Origin of the sequence: Pedobacter lusitanus (assembly GCF_040026395.1) — a bacterium.
Taxonomy (GTDB): domain Bacteria; phylum Bacteroidota; class Bacteroidia; order Sphingobacteriales; family Sphingobacteriaceae; genus Pedobacter; species Pedobacter lusitanus.
In genome coordinates, this window is sequence record NZ_CP157278.1 from 2,257,550 (window position 1) to 2,272,881 (window position 15,332).

A 15,332-nucleotide genomic window follows, 5' to 3' on the forward strand; every position below is an offset into this window, starting at 1 on the left:
ATTATGAAGATAGCCCTGTTTCCTGGTTCTTTTGACCCTTTGACTATCGCACATGCTGATATTCTGAAGCGTGCACTTCCATTATTTGACAAAGTCATTGTAGGTATTGGGTTAAACAGCTCTAAACAGAGTTTTTTATCCGGACAAGTCCGTGAAGAAATTGTAAAAGCTGTCTTTGCAGATTACGACAATATTGAAGTACAGTCTTATGAAGGGCTGACTGTGGATTTCTGCAGAAAAATCAATGCCTCTTATATGATTCGCGGAATCCGTTCGGTTGGTGATTTTGAGTATGAAAGAGCAATTGCACAGATCAACCAGACCATGATGCCGGAAATGGAGACCATATTTATTCTGAGCAAACCGGAATATTCGGCCATCAGCTCCACCATAGTACGGGATATACTCCGTAACCATGGTGATGTAACTCCTTTTCTGCCTAAGGAAGCTTTATTTTTTCTTTAGACTCTTTTTCTTTAATCAGCTTACCCGCTTTCAATACGTCAATGATAGAAGGATAGGTATTTTTCAGCACTGGTTTAAGCGCCGATGCGGTAAGCCACTCTGCTTTGGTAATACCTTCTTCTTTCTGCGGAATCAACTTTGGACTTCCTTTAACAGTCATACTGTACCAGTTGGTTCTTTTCAGTACTAATTTGGTCCCCATTTCATAAACATGGTAGGTTTTACATAAGCGGTTGTCATTGGTCAGAATTTTCACGCCGCATTCTTCTTCAACCTCACGTTTGCCCGCTGCTTTCATGCCTTCGCCTTTTTCCACTTTCCCTTTTGGCAGATCCCATTTCTTATTTCTATAAATAAACAGGTATTCTTCCTTTGCGTTCATGACTAATCCGCCGGCCGCTTTAATTACTGTTAAGCCTGCTTTAATCTGTTGAAAAAGTGATTTTGGATCTGCAGTAAGCAATGCATACTGTTTTGCAGAGAATTTACTCAAACCTTCATAGAAAGCTTCAAAGTTAAATCCGTTTTCTTCCAGCACTTCTACAGGTTCTGCATGTGCCGGTAATTTGTTCGCAATTAGCAGTGTATTATCGTTGATGTAAATGGTATACGTTTTCATTAATATGATCGTTTATAAGCCAGCGTATCAAAGCCGGTTCGATGTGGTATTTTTGGAAATAAAAGTATAAAAATTATGTACGATACAAAGAGGAATCGGATATTATTTAGTTTTAACCACCTCAGTTTCTAATTATCACATTGAGTATCAATTGGTGGCAAAAAAAGGACAAATCCTTTATGCAATAAAGGTATTATTTTGAGTAATTTTGGAGCATGTATAATAAAAGTGATATTGAATTAAAGGTAGCTGAATTTTTACTTCAAATTAAAGCAATAAAATTACAGCCGAATAACCCCTTTACCTGGGCGTCAGGCTGGAAATCTCCAATTTATTGCGATAATAGGGTGACGCTCTCCCATCCGTCAGTACGAACATACATCAGGCAGAAACTTACGCAGCTGATACAGGAAGAATTTGGTTCTGTTGATGTTATTGCCGGAGTTGCTACTGCCGGTATTCCTCAGGGTGTATTAGTAGCTCAGGAATTAGGATTGCCATTTGTTTATGTCAGAGCGAAAGCAAAAGAACATGGAACAGGCAGCTTAATTGAAGGCGAGATCATTGAAGGTCAGCGCGTAGTAGTGGTAGAAGATTTAGTTTCTACTGGTAAAAGTAGTTTACAGGCGGTAAATGCATTGAAAGATGCTGGTTTGTCTGTTGCAGGTTTAGTTTCTATCTTCACCTATGGCTTTGACCTTGCTGAAGAGAATTTCAAAGAAGCAAAGTGCCGTTTTGCAACATTATCAAATTACAATACCCTGATCCAGTACGCTGCTGAAAATAGTTTTATCGCACAAAGTGATGTGGATATACTTAACCAATGGCGCAGAAACCCATCTGAGTGGGGACAGAATTTTGACCAAAATCCAGTATAAAATGACCGTTATTGAAAGTACCACCACAGTAAACCAGCCGGTAGATAAAGTTTACGCTTTTTTAGCCGACATGAACAATCATCAGCAATTGATGCCTGAGAACATTTATAACTGGTCCTCTACAACAGATGAAGCCAGATTTACTATTCAGAATATGGCTAAACTGGCAATCCAGATTTCCAGCCGTATAGAGAATCAGGAATTGGTTGCTATCCCTTCTGAGAAAGCTCCTTTTGATCTGGAATTGAAATGGACAGTTAAGGATAATGGTGATGGTACAACGACAGCTACACATATCATTTCAGCAGATTTGAATATGATGATGAAAATGCTGGCGGCAGGACCACTAAAGAAACTTGCAGATCATCAGACTGAACGTCTAAGCGAGATCTTAAAATAAAGGATTGATTTAATAAATAGAATTCTCTAAGCAGAGCAAATAGCTGAATAAGTTATTTGCTCTTTTTTATGGCTGCTATAATTCAGAGATCAGTACATTTTCCCGTGCGAAGTTCCTTCTTCTGTCGTATACTATTGATCTTTAATAAGATTAACGGCTATTCACCCGCTATGTTGTAGTTAGTGTTGATACGCCATTGAAGCGGGGTTGATACGGGGTTGAAACGCCTTGCCCCGTTTCAACCCCGTATCAACCCCGTATCAAACCCGCTTCAATATTAACCAGTGTATAGCTACTGCATAGCCTTCTTATAGCTGCGTCTCAAACCCTCAATATTGAAATTACCAATCTGTATCCGCTCTACATCAGCGAAAACTTCAGAAAAACAGGTACATGATCAGAAAGCTTTCTGGCCTCTTTCAGGTCATCAAACGCAGTGTAAAAAGGAATAATCCCTGCATTGATGCAGTTGATCTTTGACTGATCATAAAAAAAGTTATCAAAAGCTGATGCCAGGCAATTGCCATTCACACATTTTTGTCTTAGCGAAGTCTTCTGATTAGTAAAAGCAGGAGGATAGCCCGCACTTTTTAAAGGATTGAATACAGAATGAGATTCAGGCAGATTGAAATCACCGCAAAAGATCAGCACATCTGAAGCATAGTTTTCGGGCAGATATTTCAGGTACTTAATCTCGGTTTCAGGCTGTTTGGATTTTGGAATCGCATGCATAGTGACCAGGGTAAACTGTTTTTTACCTGACCTGAATCTCGCAAAATAAGGTTCCCGGGTAATTTCCAGGTTATATTTTTTTTCCAGCCATGCCTCTCCTATTTTTTCAGTTCTGCCGGTTTTCCAGATAAAGGCATAACGTTCCTTACTGTATCTGTCACTGGAAGTTCCGTGACTAATGGTATAATCCCATTTTGTTCCCGTCCGGTTTAAGGCATCATTCAAACGGGCAACGGCCATTGGACCTCCCGGACCTGCTACTACCTCCTGAATGGCAATTACATCACAGTGTTTAAGGGTTTGGGCAATAAAATCTATTTGTATATCGGTCTTCGATTTTCCAAAATCTTTCAGGTTCCAGGAACAGACAGTTATTTGCTGTCCAAATGCAGAAAACGAAAAAAACAGGAAAACCGCAATTGTAAATCTTTTCAATTCGCAGCTATCTCTAAATTCTGTTCAGGTTATAAACAGACACTAATTATCTAATTGTACCGGCTTCTTTTTTAAGTTCTGTACGTTCATTAACACAATGGCACTGATAATCATCAGAATACCTATCCACTGAACTGCATTGACCGGCTCTTTTAACAATATGTAAGCAAACATTACAGATACAGGCAGCTCAACAGAAGCTACAATTGTCCCCAGACTGATTCCGGTATGCGGCATACCGCTGGTAAACAATAATGGTGGAAGTATAGTTCCGAAAAAAGCAAGGAACAAACCCCATGGCCAGAAAATGCCAAAGTTAAAATGAGCATAAGAATTAGTACAGAAAATCATCACTATAGCTACCAGTCCACCCGCCAGTAACCATAAACTTCTTTTCAAAGGACGCATATGTGTAGCGATACTGTTGGATGCAAATAAGGAAACTGTATACGAGATACCCGCAGCCAGTCCCCAGGCTACTCCTCTCCAGTCCAGATTATGTACATCCGAAAAGATATTTGTTGCCAGTGCTGTTCCCATCAGCACGATAACGGTAGCCAGGATTTTTCTTCCTGAAGGTACCTTTTTTTCCAGTACAGCCTCCAGTAAAAGGCCCATCCAGACAGATTGCATCAGCAGCACTATCCCCACTGATACAGGAATATATTTTACGGCAAAATAATAAAACACACTGGTCAGCCCCAGAGAGGTTCCACCAAGCATCAGTTTAAAAACAGAACCTTTCTCCTGCTGACTTTCTTCTTTAGCTTTTGCCTTATTCTTGATTAGTATATTTAATAAAAGTACGCCTGTAAATCCAATTGTAAACTGCGAAGTAGTTACTTCTGCAGTAGTGAATCCATGCTGATAAGCCATCTTAACCACCGTCGCCAGTGCACCATAACTTGAGGCGCCAAGCCCGACTAATAAGGCACCTTTGAGTAAGTTTTTCTCCATTATATTGTATTCGTATTGTTTTTTTGTTTGTGCGCGTTTAATTTTGATGCAAAGAAACTCATTCAAAACTGAAAACACACCATTTTCCACTAAAGCTTATTCCCTGGATGTTCTTTTGAGTGAAAATTTACAATTCATGAACAGGTGTTTCAAAAAGGAGACATAAAAACGATTCAGAACAGGTCAGCAATATCTGGAATAATAAACTATTCGCTACAACCTGAGACAAATCTGGTAATTCACAGCAATTTTTTATTAAATACAGACAAAAATTCAGTACAAAACATTAAAAATCAGACATTTATTCAGTAAAAATTATCTTTTAGCGACATAATTTCCGGATACCTGATATACAGCCTTATGGCATTTCTTTTGTTCGCACATTGACATGAACTTCAACAACTTTACTATAAAAGCCCAGGAAGCAGTTCAACAGGCTTCCGAAATAGCCCAGGGCAATCAGCAACAGGCTATTGAAACGGCCCACCTGCTTAAGGGGCTGCTTACTGTTGATGAAAATGTAGTCTCTTATGTTTTAAAGAAACTCAATGTAAACTTAAATACGCTTAATCAGCAACTGGATGAGCAAATCAGTAAATTTCCAAAGGTTAGCGGAAGTAATGGATACCTGTCTTCAGGTGCCAATTCTGCGTTGCAGAAAGCACAATCTTATCTGAAAGAATTTAAAGATGAGTTCGTGTCTGTAGAGCACGTATTACTGGGAATTTTATCTGTCAACGACAATACTTCTAAATTACTAAAAGATCAGGGTGTAACCGAAAAAGACCTTAAAAAAGCTATTGCAGCTTTAAGAGGTGATAACCGGGTAACTGATCAGAATGCCGAGGCAACTTATAATGCCTTAAATAAATATGCAAGAAATCTGAATGAATATGCAGAATCCGGAAAACTGGACCCTGTGATTGGCCGGGATGATGAAATTCGCCGGGTTATTCAGATTCTTTCCCGCAGGACAAAAAACAACCCGATTTTAATTGGTGAACCCGGAGTAGGTAAAACTGCTATTGCGGAAGGTATCGCTTTCAGAATTATCAAAGGAGATGTACCAGAGAATTTAAAAACTAAAACTGTGTTTTCACTGGATATGGGTGCTTTAATCGCCGGTGCAAAATATAAAGGTGAATTTGAAGAACGTCTGAAAGCTGTAGTGAAAGAGGTTACGCAAAGTGAAGGTGATATCATCCTGTTTATTGATGAGATACACACGCTGGTAGGTGCTGGTGGTGGCGAAGGTGCAATGGATGCAGCAAATATCTTAAAACCTGCTTTAGCCCGTGGTGAACTGCGTGCGATTGGTGCGACAACTTTAAATGAATACCAGAAATATCTGGAAAAAGACAAGGCTCTGGAACGCCGTTTTCAAAAGGTAATTGTAGATGAACCTGATACTCAGGATGCAATTTCAATTTTAAGAGGACTGAAAGAGCGATACGAAACTCACCATAAGGTAAGAATCAAAGACGAAGCTATTATTGCTGCTGTAGAGTTATCTCAGCGTTATATCAGTGACCGTTTTCTTCCGGATAAAGCGATCGATTTAATGGACGAAGCTGCTTCTAAACTACGTTTGGAAATGGATAGCGTTCCTGAAAATGTAGATGAGCTTGATCGTAAGATTATGCAGCTGGAGATCGAAAGAGAGGCTATCAGAAGAGAAAACGATGATAAGAAGGTGAAAGCTCTCGGAGAAGAGATTGCCAATCTTTCTGCAGAACGGGATGAACTGAAAGCCAAATGGCAGGGTGAAAAAGATGTGGTTGACGGCATCAACACCCAGCTGGAGCAGATAGAAAATTACAAACTGGAAGCTGATCAGGCAGAACGTGCCGGAGATTATGGAAAAGTTGCTGAAATCCGCTATGGCAAAATTAAAGAAGCGCAGGATAACGTTGAAAAACTAAAAGTTACTCTTGAAAGTCAGCAGGGCGAAGGCCGTATGCTGAAAGAAGAAGTAACAGCTGATGATATTGCTGGTGTAGTTGCCCGCTGGACCGGAATCCCGGTAACCAAACTGGTAGCAAGCGAGCGTGAAAAATTACTGCACCTGGAGGATGAGCTGCATAGACGTGTAGCAGGTCAGGATGAAGCTATAGAGGCTATATCTGATGCGATACGCCGTTCACGTGCCGGTTTACAGGATAAACGTAAACCTATCGGTTCATTTATCTTTTTAGGCACCACTGGGGTAGGTAAAACTGAGCTGGCCAAAGCACTTGCCGAATTCCTGTTTAATGATGATAATGCGTTAACCCGTATTGACATGAGTGAATATCAGGAAAGACATTCGGTTTCAAGATTAATCGGAGCGCCTCCGGGATATGTAGGTTATGATGAAGGTGGGCAACTGACTGAAGCAGTTCGCCGCAAACCTTACTCGGTCGTATTGCTTGATGAAATTGAAAAAGCACATCCTGATGTATTTAACATTTTACTGCAGGTACTTGATGATGGACGACTGACTGATAATAAAGGTCGCCTGGTTAATTTCAAGAATACGATCATTATTATGACGTCCAATATTGGTTCACACCTGATTCAGGAGAACTTTAAGGATCTTGATGACTCTAACAGGGATGAAGTAATTGCCAAGACTAAAAATGAGCTTTTTGAATTACTGAAACAGACGATCAGACCGGAATTCTTAAACAGAATTGACGAACTGATTATGTTTACCCCATTGAACCGCAGTGAAGTAAGAAATATTGCAGAATTGCAGTTCAGACATGTACAGGATACATTAGCTGAAATGGGAGTCGAAATTGAAGCTTCTCCTGAGGCTTTGGACTGGCTGGCAGAACTAGGTTATGATCCTCAGTTTGGTGCCCGTCCTTTAAAAAGGGTTATCCAGAAACGTGTACTGAATGAGTTATCCAAAGAGATACTGGCCGGAAATATTGACAAGGACAGTAAAATCAAACTAGATATGTTCGATAACAAATTCGTCTTCCTGAATACAAAAAAAGAATCGCCTGCTTTATAAGGCAAATTGTTAATAGCTAAAGATCTGCTTAGAAATAAGCAAATCTTTAGTAAAATTAAGAATGCTGGTCTCCTGTTCAATATTCTGCTTCGTAGCATGATACTGAATAAGGGATCAGCATTTTTTTTCTATGTTATGTTACGCTGGAAAGAGTCAGCTGTGTTATAACAGGCTGCCCTGTGCTATCAGTTGTAACATTACTGTTCAACCTGGCTATGCGTAAAAAAAAATCAAAACAATAGTCCTGAATTTTGCTTTATAAGAGAGAAAGCAGCAGAGTTCTTCTTTTACAAGAGAAATACATTCCAATTAATAGCAAAAATTAAACAAAAGTTTTTATTTGTGGTTTTTTGTTCAGGAATCGATGCCATATCCTTCTTTTTACAAGATTAACCCGGAAATCAAACATTAAAATGGCTGCATAACCGAAAAAAAGATGAAAATAGCTTATATCTCAACTTATCCACCGCGTGAATGTGGTATTGCGACATTCAACAATAATCTTTTAAAGGCAATTGCTCATGACCAGACAGCAGTATCCAAAGAGAGCTTTGTGGTGGCCATGACTGATTCTGAAAATCTGGATACTTATGAATATCCCCCGGAAGTCCAGTTTATTATCAGACAGGAAAATCAGAAAGATTATACCAGGGCGGCCGATTATATCAATACAAGTTTGACAGATGTCTGCATTTTAGAGCACGAGTTTGGTATTTATGGAGGTGATAACGGCGTGTATATACTCCCTCTGATTGCCCGTTTACAAAAACCTCTGATTACAATTTTGCATACCGTATTGAAGGACCCTACCTATATACAGCTGACTATTATCAGGGAAATTGCCAAGTACTCTTCAAAAGTAGTTGTCATGAGTACCAGAGCTGTAAACTTTCTGACCAGTATTTATGGCATAGCGGAGGATAAAATAAAACTGATAGAACACGGCGTTCCGGATCTGGAACCCAAAGCAAACAATCTGATCAAAAACTCCCCTGCTTTTAAAAACAGGAAGGTACTATTCACTTTTGGTCTGATCAGCAGGAACAAAGGACTGGAAACAGTCATTGAAGCTCTGCCTAAAATAGCAGAAAAAAATCCGGATGTACTTTATGTTGTGCTGGGCACCACTCACCCGGGAGTAATCAGGAATTCTGGAGAAGAATACAGAGACAACCTGAAACGTCTTGCTAAAAAACTGAACGTAGAAAACCATCTTATTTTCATTAATAAGTTTGTCTCTGAAGAAGAACTATACGATTATCTGACTGCAGCGGATATGTATATCACGCCATATCTGAACGAAGCACAAATTACCAGTGGTACATTATCCTATGCCATAGGTGCCGGAGCAGCAGTCGTATCTACGCCTTACTGGCATGCCCAGGAATTACTGGCAGATAACCGCGGAAAGCTCTTCGATTTCAAAAATGCAGATGCACTGGCACAAATCGTCAATGACCTGTTTGCCAATCAGCAGCTGCTGAAAGAATTGAAAAGCAACGCTTATAATTATGGTCTTCATTTACGCTGGCCAAATACAGGTCATGTTTTTATTGAAACCTTAAAGGATGCAATACGCTATGCCAGCCAGGCACAGGAAGAAATCAGACCCATTATTGATCCGGATATGATGCCTGCTTTTAGTATGGCTCATATCAAGCGGTTAACTGACGATACCGGAATAGTTCAGCATGCAAAATATGGCATTCCCAATCTCAAAGAAGGTTATTGTCTTGACGATAATGCCCGGGCATTGATTATGGTTATCCTTGCCTGGCAGCAAAATAAAAATAAAACTGCACTGGAATTACTTCCTGTATATCTGAGTTATATACAATACATGCAATGTGATAATGGTAATTTCAGAAACTTCTTAAGTTTTAAAAGAGAATATCTGGATGAAGTTGGTTCGGAAGATTCTTTTGGCCGAACGATCTGGGCTTTGGGTTATCTGATCAATAATGCGCCTAATAATTCTTATAAAGAATTTGCAACAGAACTGTTCATTAAATCTATCCCTCATTTCAGCAAGCTGAAACATTTAAGGGGGGTAGCCAATACCATGATCGGGTTAAGCAGTTTTTTAAAAGCGCACCCGTATGATGAATATATTATTGAAGAGCTCAACAAACTTGCTGACCCGCTGAAAGCCGCTTATCATGCTCATAAAGAAACAGGATGGAACTGGTTTGAAGAAAAAATGACTTATGACAATGCTATTCTGCCTTTGGCCCTGCTCTGCCATTATGAAACTACGCAAAATCAGGATTCCCTGGCCATAGGTCTGGAAAGCATGGAGTTCTTAACCTCTAAAACACTGGATAAAGGTTATTTAAACCCGGTAGGCAATGATGGATGGTTATTCAAAGCTCATGAAATGGCTTTGTATGATCAGCAGGCTATAGAAACCATGGCTATAGTTTTACTGTATTTCAAAGCTTATGAGATCACTCACGATTTAAAATATATCAGACAAATGTATTTGAGTTATCAATGGTTTTTAGGCGAGAACAGTCTGCGTCTTCCTTTGTATGATTATGAGACCAAGGGTTGCGGAGATGGATTACAAACCTCTGGGGTCAACAGAAATCAGGGAGCAGAAAGTACACTGGCTTACTGGATTTCACACCTGGTGATCTTAAAATCGCTGGAAGTGGAATATGAATATAGTGATCTGACAGATTCAAAACCAGTAAAGGAAGAGGTATTATAAATATGAAGATCGCAGTTTTATCGCCTGTGGCATGGAGAACTCCTCCGCGTCATTATGGTCCATGGGAACAAATGGCTTCTAATTTAACTGAAGGTCTGCATCAGGCCGGAATAGACGTAACTTTATTTGCAACCAGCGATTCAGTTACAGCTGCTCAACTGCGCAGCGTAGTTAAAACCGGTTATGAGGAAGACCGGAGTCAGGATGCAAAAGTCCTCGAATGTCTCCACATCAGCAATCTGATGGAACAGGCGGATGACTTTGACCTGATTCATAATCATTTTGATTTCCTGCCGCTCAGTTATTCGGGATTAATTAAAATTCCGGTATTGACTACTATACATGGATTCTCTTCTGAAAAGATTGTCCGGGTCTATCAGCAATATAACCGGCATAATCATTATGTTTCGATTAGTAACGCAAACCGTCATCCTTCACTGAATTATCTGGCGACGGTCTATAATGGTCTGGATACGAAAGCTTTTCAGTTTAATGCTACGCCTGATGATTACCTGCTGTTTTTTGGAAGAATTCATCCGGATAAAGGAACTGCAGAAGCGATACAAATTGCACTAAAGAGTAGAAAAAGGCTGTTAATAGCAGGAATTATTCAGGATGAACATTACTATAAGGAAGCTGTGGCTCCGTTTTTAAGTGAAGATATCGTTTTCCTGGGCCCTGCCGGGCCTGAGCAGCGCAATCAACTGTTAAAAGGAGCGTCCGCCCTGCTTCATCCCATCAATTTCGCAGAGCCCTTTGGACTGAGTGTGGCAGAGGCATTATTATGCGGCACACCAGTAATTGCATTTAACAGGGGATCAATGCCGGAACTGATTGAACATGAACAGACAGGTTTTCTGGTAGAAAATACAGATGAGGCAGTTGCTGCAGTTGCCCGGATAGTTCACATTGACCGGTTAACCTGCCATAATCAGGCTAAACAAAGGTTCTCCAGAGAAAAAATGGTAAGTGATTATATGGATCTCTATAAACGGATTTTATAAGTCTTACAGGATTGCTTTTAACTTTTCTGATGACCAGTTGGCTCATCTGCCTGACTGCCGGACTCTATAAGTTTGCTTAACAGCAGATCTATTTTTACGGAAGCAAAGGATGAGCAGTAATCTGACAACCCATATGGAATGATCAGCTCACCGTTGTGAATTATTGAACCGCAGGAATACAATACATTGGGTACATATCCTTCTCTTTCATCATTATTAGGGATGACCAAAGGTTCGGTAAGTCTGCCGATTTCTTTGGAGGGATCTTCCAGATCAAGTAAACTTGCACCCAGACAGTATCTGCGCATCGGTCCTACACCATGGGTAACCACTAACCAGCCTGCTTCTGTTTCTATGGGAGACCCGCAATTACCTATCTGAATAAATTCCCAGGGGAACTGCGGCTGCTGCAGCTTAACCGGATGATCCCATACGGTCAGCTTATCTGAATACATCAGGTAATTATTCCATCCGTCAATTCTGGATATCATTGCATATTTCCCGTTAATCTTACGCGGGAACAATGCCAGATTCTTATTCTGAGCTCCTGCTCCATGAAGCGGACTTACTTTAAAGTCATAAAAATCTGTTGTCTGCAAGAGTTTAGGGAGAATCATAGCTCCGTCAAATGCGGTATAGGTAGCGTAATAGATGACCGATCCGTCGTCTCTGATAAAACGGACAAAACGGGCATCCTCAATTCCTTTGCGTTCAAATTCTGAAATAGGGAAAATAACACGGTCTGAGATATCGGTATCTCTGGAAAAGCTAATTTCGTGGTAGGTATCCGAAAGCCAGAGTACTTTATCATATTCCAGCTTCTTCAGATCATCTGTCTGCAGGTTTTTAGAGTCTATAATAACTCTCCTGAGCACAGCATAGTCAAATTTCTCTTCCAGTTTCAAACTTACTTCATCCAGTATATTCAGATCTATCATCGCATCAGCTGCTCTTTTAAAAAACAGCTTTTTATTATATACGGCATTACGGACTACCTCTGCTTCATCGATATAGTTTCCTGAGGGATTAACAGTAATATTTCCATTGCGGTCAATTAAAGCTCTTCTGAAAACCACAGAAGAAATATGTCCCTCGCCCACTGCCCTGAAACTAATGATTAACCTCTTTTCTCCTTCTACCAGTTCAGACTGATCGGGGTCTTCAACTACTGAAGGGTTAAAAAAAGCAGCTGATTCTATAGAATATTCATGTGTAAAATAGGACCCCAGTAAAAGACGCTGATATTTACTCAGAGATTCATAATCTATTTCCATCTCCTCAATACAGTATTTGATCTTTTTACAGTGACGTGCCAGAATTTTGGTAATGTTCCTGTGTCTCTTTGAATATTCCTGCAAAATTGGAGAGATCAGACCAAAAACATCATCATGGGATAAAGCTAAAACTCTTTTAATAACCTCTTTAGCTCTCTCCTCTCCGTTAAAAAAGAATCTGGCAATAACCCGTTTTGGGTCAGGATAAACTTTTATCGGTTTGCGTTCTACTAATAGTCTCATAATTAAACAACGTTTAAGACAGACATAAAGATTTAATGAATTTAGTTTTTTTTTTCGATATGAGGGTTCAGATCGTATTTATTTGGCACGATCTGCCATCTGTGGCTTCATCAACAGTCTAAACTGTCTCAAAAACTGACAAAAATGGTGTATTAAAAACTGACATTCTAACAAACAAAGTCAAGTTGTCTGATTATTTTTAATGTTAATTTAATATCACCATAGTGTTAATTGTCATCACAAAATAATAAAGGCAAAACTAAAACATTTTATCTTGCTATCGGATAAGCATTTACAAAAAACTGCGTTTCCAGTTTGTATGATTGATATTTCTTTGGCACCGGTATTGACTATATGCCAAACATAGTCAGATACTAAACAAGAAAATTCTGGCTTGTTATTAATTTAAAAAGCAACAAAATGAAAAAATTATTATTATCATTAATCGCAGTTTCTGCATTAGCATTCACAACTCAGGCACAAACTGAAAAAGGTAAATTCATGTTAGGTGGTAACGTTGAGTTTGATTCAAATAAACCAAATGGCGCAAGCAAATCAAACACTATCTTCAATATCGTTCCAAGTGTAGGTTATTTCGTAACTGATAACTTAGCAATCGGTACTGGTGTTGGTTTTGAGTCTTCTAAAAACCATGTTGATGCTTTAGGTACAGTTGCAGGTTTCACAACTAAAAAACAAGCTTTTGTAGTTGCTCCATTTGCACGTTACTACAAAGGTATCACTGAGCAATTCAAATTCTTTGGACAATTATCAGTTCCAATGGCATTTGGTAACACTAAAGTTGGTGACAATGATGGAAACAACTATGCAAAAACAAGTAAATACAACAACATCGGTGTTGCTTTATCTCCAGGTTTTGCATTCTTCCCAAGCAAAAAATTCGGTATCGAATTCTCTGTTAAAGGTATCAGCTACAACGATAACACTTTGAAAAACAACAACGGTGATAAAATCGGTGGCAACAAAGATTTCAACATTGGTGCAAACTTCTTCGCTCCAAAATTAGGTGTTCAGTTCTACTTATAATATGTAGATACTCTACACAATTTTTACACAAAAAAGGCCGGGCATTATTGTCCGGCCTTTTTTGTATTTAATAAAAAAAATGTCAGTTGATTTCCTAATTTAGCAGCCAACACATAAAATACCTCAATGAAACAGTATATTTTAACCATGACTGCTGCAGCGCTTCTGTTAAGTGCAGGCTGCCAGTCCAAATCTCAAAATAAAAAAGAAGACGTGAAAGACAGTGCTGCTGTAGCAACTGCTTCAACCGGTCCTGCAACTCCAAACAAGGCTGTAGATATTTCAAAAATCAAAGTAGCTGATGCTAAAACAATTCTGGCACGTAAACAGGTCCCTGTATTGTGTTATCACCAGATTCGTGACTGGAGACCTAAAGATTCAAAAGCAGCAAAAGATTACATTACACCAATAGATGTATTTAAAGGACATATGAAAATGCTCGCTGACAGTGGTTACCATACCATTCTGCTTGATCAGTTATATGATTATCTGAACAACGGTACAGCATTACCTTCAAAACCTATCCTGCTTACTTTTGATGATACGGATTTAGATCAGTATACCATTGCTGAGCCGACAATGAGAAAATATGGTTTTAAAGGTGCTTTTTTTGTGATGACTGTTTCTTTGGGCAGGCCAAACTACATGAGCAAAGAACAGGTTAAAGACCTGTCAGACAAAGGAAACGATATTGGTTCACATACCTGGGATCATCATAACGTAAAAAAATATCAGGGTAAAGACTGGGAAATTCAGATTGACAAACCAACTAAAACACTGGAAGCTATTACGGGCAGGAAAATTCAGCACTTTGCTTATCCTTTTGGTTTATGGAATCCTGAAGCTATTCCTGAGCTAAAGAAAAGAGGGTTCAAAAGTGCGTTTATTCTGGCTACCAAAAGGGATGAGAAAGATCCGTTGTTTACCATCAGAAGAATTATCGCCAGTGGTTACTGGACACCAAAAACGTTGAGCAATAGTATTAAAAACAGTTTTTAGTTATAAGTAATAATTATTGTTTAATGTATAAAAAAGGGGTTATATCATGATACAACCCCTTTTTTATACATTAACAGATCTGCAATATTTTACTGAACGAGCTGTCTTTTACTAATCGATCATTTTAATCGTATACTGATTTTGGTTAAAACTGAAAGACTCTCCTTCTTTTTTACCCATCAGCAGCTGACCTATCGGTGATACTGCAGAAATAGCAAATACCGGCTGATTGTCTATTTTCAATTGCCCGGCACTGATACTGATATAAAATATGCCATTCGAAGTATAAACCAGGGATCCGTTTTTAACCACATCACTGTGAATAACTTCTTCCAGGGCAGAGAGTAAAGACAAATTCTGATTGGCATCAAGCAACAGGCTCTTATTTCTTGCAATATCCTGCTGCATCATCTCACGGGTAGTTTCAAACTTATCACCCGCACTGCTTTTAGTATCATCGTTACTTGCTTCCTGCGCCTGTTGCAAAGCAGTTTCAGCTGTATTTATCCTTTGCAGAATAAAATTCATACAGGCCTGATATAATTTAGCTTTTAATCCTTCCATA

13 protein-coding genes are annotated in these 15,332 nt (G+C 39.2%); 8 read left to right on the forward strand and 5 right to left on the reverse strand.

All coding sequences use genetic code 11. The features are described 5' to 3' along the window. Positions 1-3 precede the first annotated feature (3 nt). Positions 4-465 carry a pantetheine-phosphate adenylyltransferase gene (coaD, locus tag PL_RS09435; protein ID WP_041884940.1) on the forward strand — a complete coding sequence of 154 codons (462 nt, stop codon included), beginning with the start codon at positions 4-6 and terminating at the stop codon, positions 463-465. Here coaD and PL_RS09440 read toward each other — a convergent pair. Next, a complete protein-coding gene (locus PL_RS09440; RefSeq protein ID WP_041884938.1) occupies positions 440-1,084 on the reverse strand; it encodes an NUDIX hydrolase in 645 nt (214 codons plus the stop codon). The two genes, coaD and PL_RS09440, sit on opposite strands and share 26 nt — an antisense overlap. A 215-nt stretch (positions 1,085-1,299) precedes the next feature. Here PL_RS09440 and pyrE point away from each other — a divergent pair, with 215 nt between their 5' ends. Both pyrE and PL_RS09450 read left to right on the forward strand, forming a co-directional pair. Further along, positions 1,300-1,962, forward strand: a complete 663-nt coding sequence (gene pyrE / locus PL_RS09445; protein ID WP_041884936.1) for an orotate phosphoribosyltransferase — start codon at positions 1,300-1,302, stop codon at positions 1,960-1,962. Position 1,963: 1 nt separating this feature from the next. Then, the gene (locus tag PL_RS09450) at positions 1,964-2,362 is read left to right on the forward strand and encodes an SRPBCC family protein (RefSeq protein ID WP_041884934.1); all 399 of its coding nucleotides are present in this window, start codon (positions 1,964-1,966) and stop codon (positions 2,360-2,362) included. Between the two features lie 360 nt (positions 2,363-2,722). Here the strand turns inward: PL_RS09450 and PL_RS09455 are convergent, their stop codons facing one another. Both PL_RS09455 and PL_RS09460 read right to left on the reverse strand, forming a co-directional pair. After that, the gene (locus tag PL_RS09455; RefSeq protein WP_041886532.1) at positions 2,723-3,529 is read right to left on the reverse strand and encodes an endonuclease/exonuclease/phosphatase family protein; all 807 of its coding nucleotides are present in this window, start codon (positions 3,527-3,529) and stop codon (positions 2,723-2,725) included. 42 nt (positions 3,530-3,571) lie between these two features. Next, on the reverse strand, positions 3,572-4,486 hold the full coding sequence (locus PL_RS09460) for a DMT family transporter (protein WP_041886536.1): 915 nt from the start codon (positions 4,484-4,486) through the stop codon (positions 3,572-3,574). A 388-nt stretch (positions 4,487-4,874) separates the two neighbouring features. Here PL_RS09460 and clpB point away from each other — a divergent pair, with 388 nt between their 5' ends. From clpB to PL_RS09475, 3 genes are all read left to right on the forward strand, one after another. Next, a complete protein-coding gene (gene clpB, locus PL_RS09465) occupies positions 4,875-7,487 on the forward strand; it encodes an ATP-dependent chaperone ClpB (RefSeq protein WP_041886530.1) in 2,613 nt (870 codons plus the stop codon). A gap of 436 nt (positions 7,488-7,923) precedes the next feature. After that, a complete protein-coding gene (locus PL_RS09470; protein WP_348621534.1) occupies positions 7,924-10,200 on the forward strand; it encodes a glycosyltransferase family 4 protein in 2,277 nt (758 codons plus the stop codon). 2 nt (positions 10,201-10,202) lie between these two features. After that, the gene (locus PL_RS09475) at positions 10,203-11,204 is read left to right on the forward strand and encodes a glycosyltransferase family 4 protein (RefSeq protein ID WP_041886529.1); all 1,002 of its coding nucleotides are present in this window, start codon (positions 10,203-10,205) and stop codon (positions 11,202-11,204) included. Positions 11,205-11,221: 17 nt separating this feature from the next. Here PL_RS09475 and PL_RS09480 read toward each other — a convergent pair whose 3' ends face one another. Continuing rightward, positions 11,222-12,721: a glycoside hydrolase family 130 protein gene (locus PL_RS09480; RefSeq protein WP_041886527.1), complete on the reverse strand. Its 1,500-nt coding sequence runs from the start codon at positions 12,719-12,721 to the stop codon at positions 11,222-11,224. 420 nt (positions 12,722-13,141) lie between these two features. Between PL_RS09480 and PL_RS09485 the strand changes: the two genes are divergently transcribed. Both PL_RS09485 and PL_RS09490 read left to right on the forward strand, forming a co-directional pair. Beyond that, positions 13,142-13,768, forward strand: a complete 627-nt coding sequence (locus PL_RS09485; RefSeq protein WP_041886524.1) for an outer membrane beta-barrel protein — start codon at positions 13,142-13,144, stop codon at positions 13,766-13,768. Positions 13,769-13,894: 126 nt separating this feature from the next. After that, the gene (locus tag PL_RS09490) at positions 13,895-14,767 is read left to right on the forward strand and encodes a polysaccharide deacetylase family protein (RefSeq protein ID WP_041886522.1); all 873 of its coding nucleotides are present in this window, start codon (positions 13,895-13,897) and stop codon (positions 14,765-14,767) included. Positions 14,768-14,878: 111 nt separating this feature from the next. On the opposite strand, the gene PL_RS09495 is transcribed toward PL_RS09490, so the two are convergent. After that, complete coding sequence (locus PL_RS09495; protein ID WP_041886535.1) at positions 14,879-15,331, reverse strand: GreA/GreB family elongation factor; 453 nt, start codon at positions 15,329-15,331, stop codon at positions 14,879-14,881. Position 15,332: the final 1 nt, after the last annotated feature.

Excerpts from the sequence above, each read along its gene's own strand:
- pyrE (WP_041884936.1), top strand. The coding sequence starts at position 1,300 with ATGTATAATAAAAGTGATATTGAATTAAAGGTAGCTGAATTTTTACTT.
- PL_RS09440 (WP_041884938.1), bottom strand. The coding sequence starts at position 1,084 with ATGAAAACGTATACCATTTACATCAACGATAATACACTGCTAATTGCG.
- coaD (WP_041884940.1), top strand. The coding sequence starts at position 4 with ATGAAGATAGCCCTGTTTCCTGGTTCTTTTGACCCTTTGACTATCGCA.
- PL_RS09470 (WP_348621534.1), top strand. The coding sequence starts at position 7,924 with ATGAAAATAGCTTATATCTCAACTTATCCACCGCGTGAATGTGGTATT.
- PL_RS09490 (WP_041886522.1), top strand. The coding sequence starts at position 13,895 with ATGAAACAGTATATTTTAACCATGACTGCTGCAGCGCTTCTGTTAAGT.
- PL_RS09460 (WP_041886536.1), bottom strand. The coding sequence starts at position 4,486 with ATGGAGAAAAACTTACTCAAAGGTGCCTTATTAGTCGGGCTTGGCGCC.
- PL_RS09495 (WP_041886535.1), bottom strand. The coding sequence starts at position 15,331 with ATGGAAGGATTAAAAGCTAAATTATATCAGGCCTGTATGAATTTTATT.
- PL_RS09485 (WP_041886524.1), top strand. The coding sequence starts at position 13,142 with ATGAAAAAATTATTATTATCATTAATCGCAGTTTCTGCATTAGCATTC.
- PL_RS09450 (WP_041884934.1), top strand. The coding sequence starts at position 1,964 with ATGACCGTTATTGAAAGTACCACCACAGTAAACCAGCCGGTAGATAAA.
- clpB (WP_041886530.1), top strand. The coding sequence starts at position 4,875 with ATGAACTTCAACAACTTTACTATAAAAGCCCAGGAAGCAGTTCAACAG.
- PL_RS09480 (WP_041886527.1), bottom strand. The coding sequence starts at position 12,721 with ATGAGACTATTAGTAGAACGCAAACCGATAAAAGTTTATCCTGACCCA.
- PL_RS09475 (WP_041886529.1), top strand. The coding sequence starts at position 10,203 with ATGAAGATCGCAGTTTTATCGCCTGTGGCATGGAGAACTCCTCCGCGT.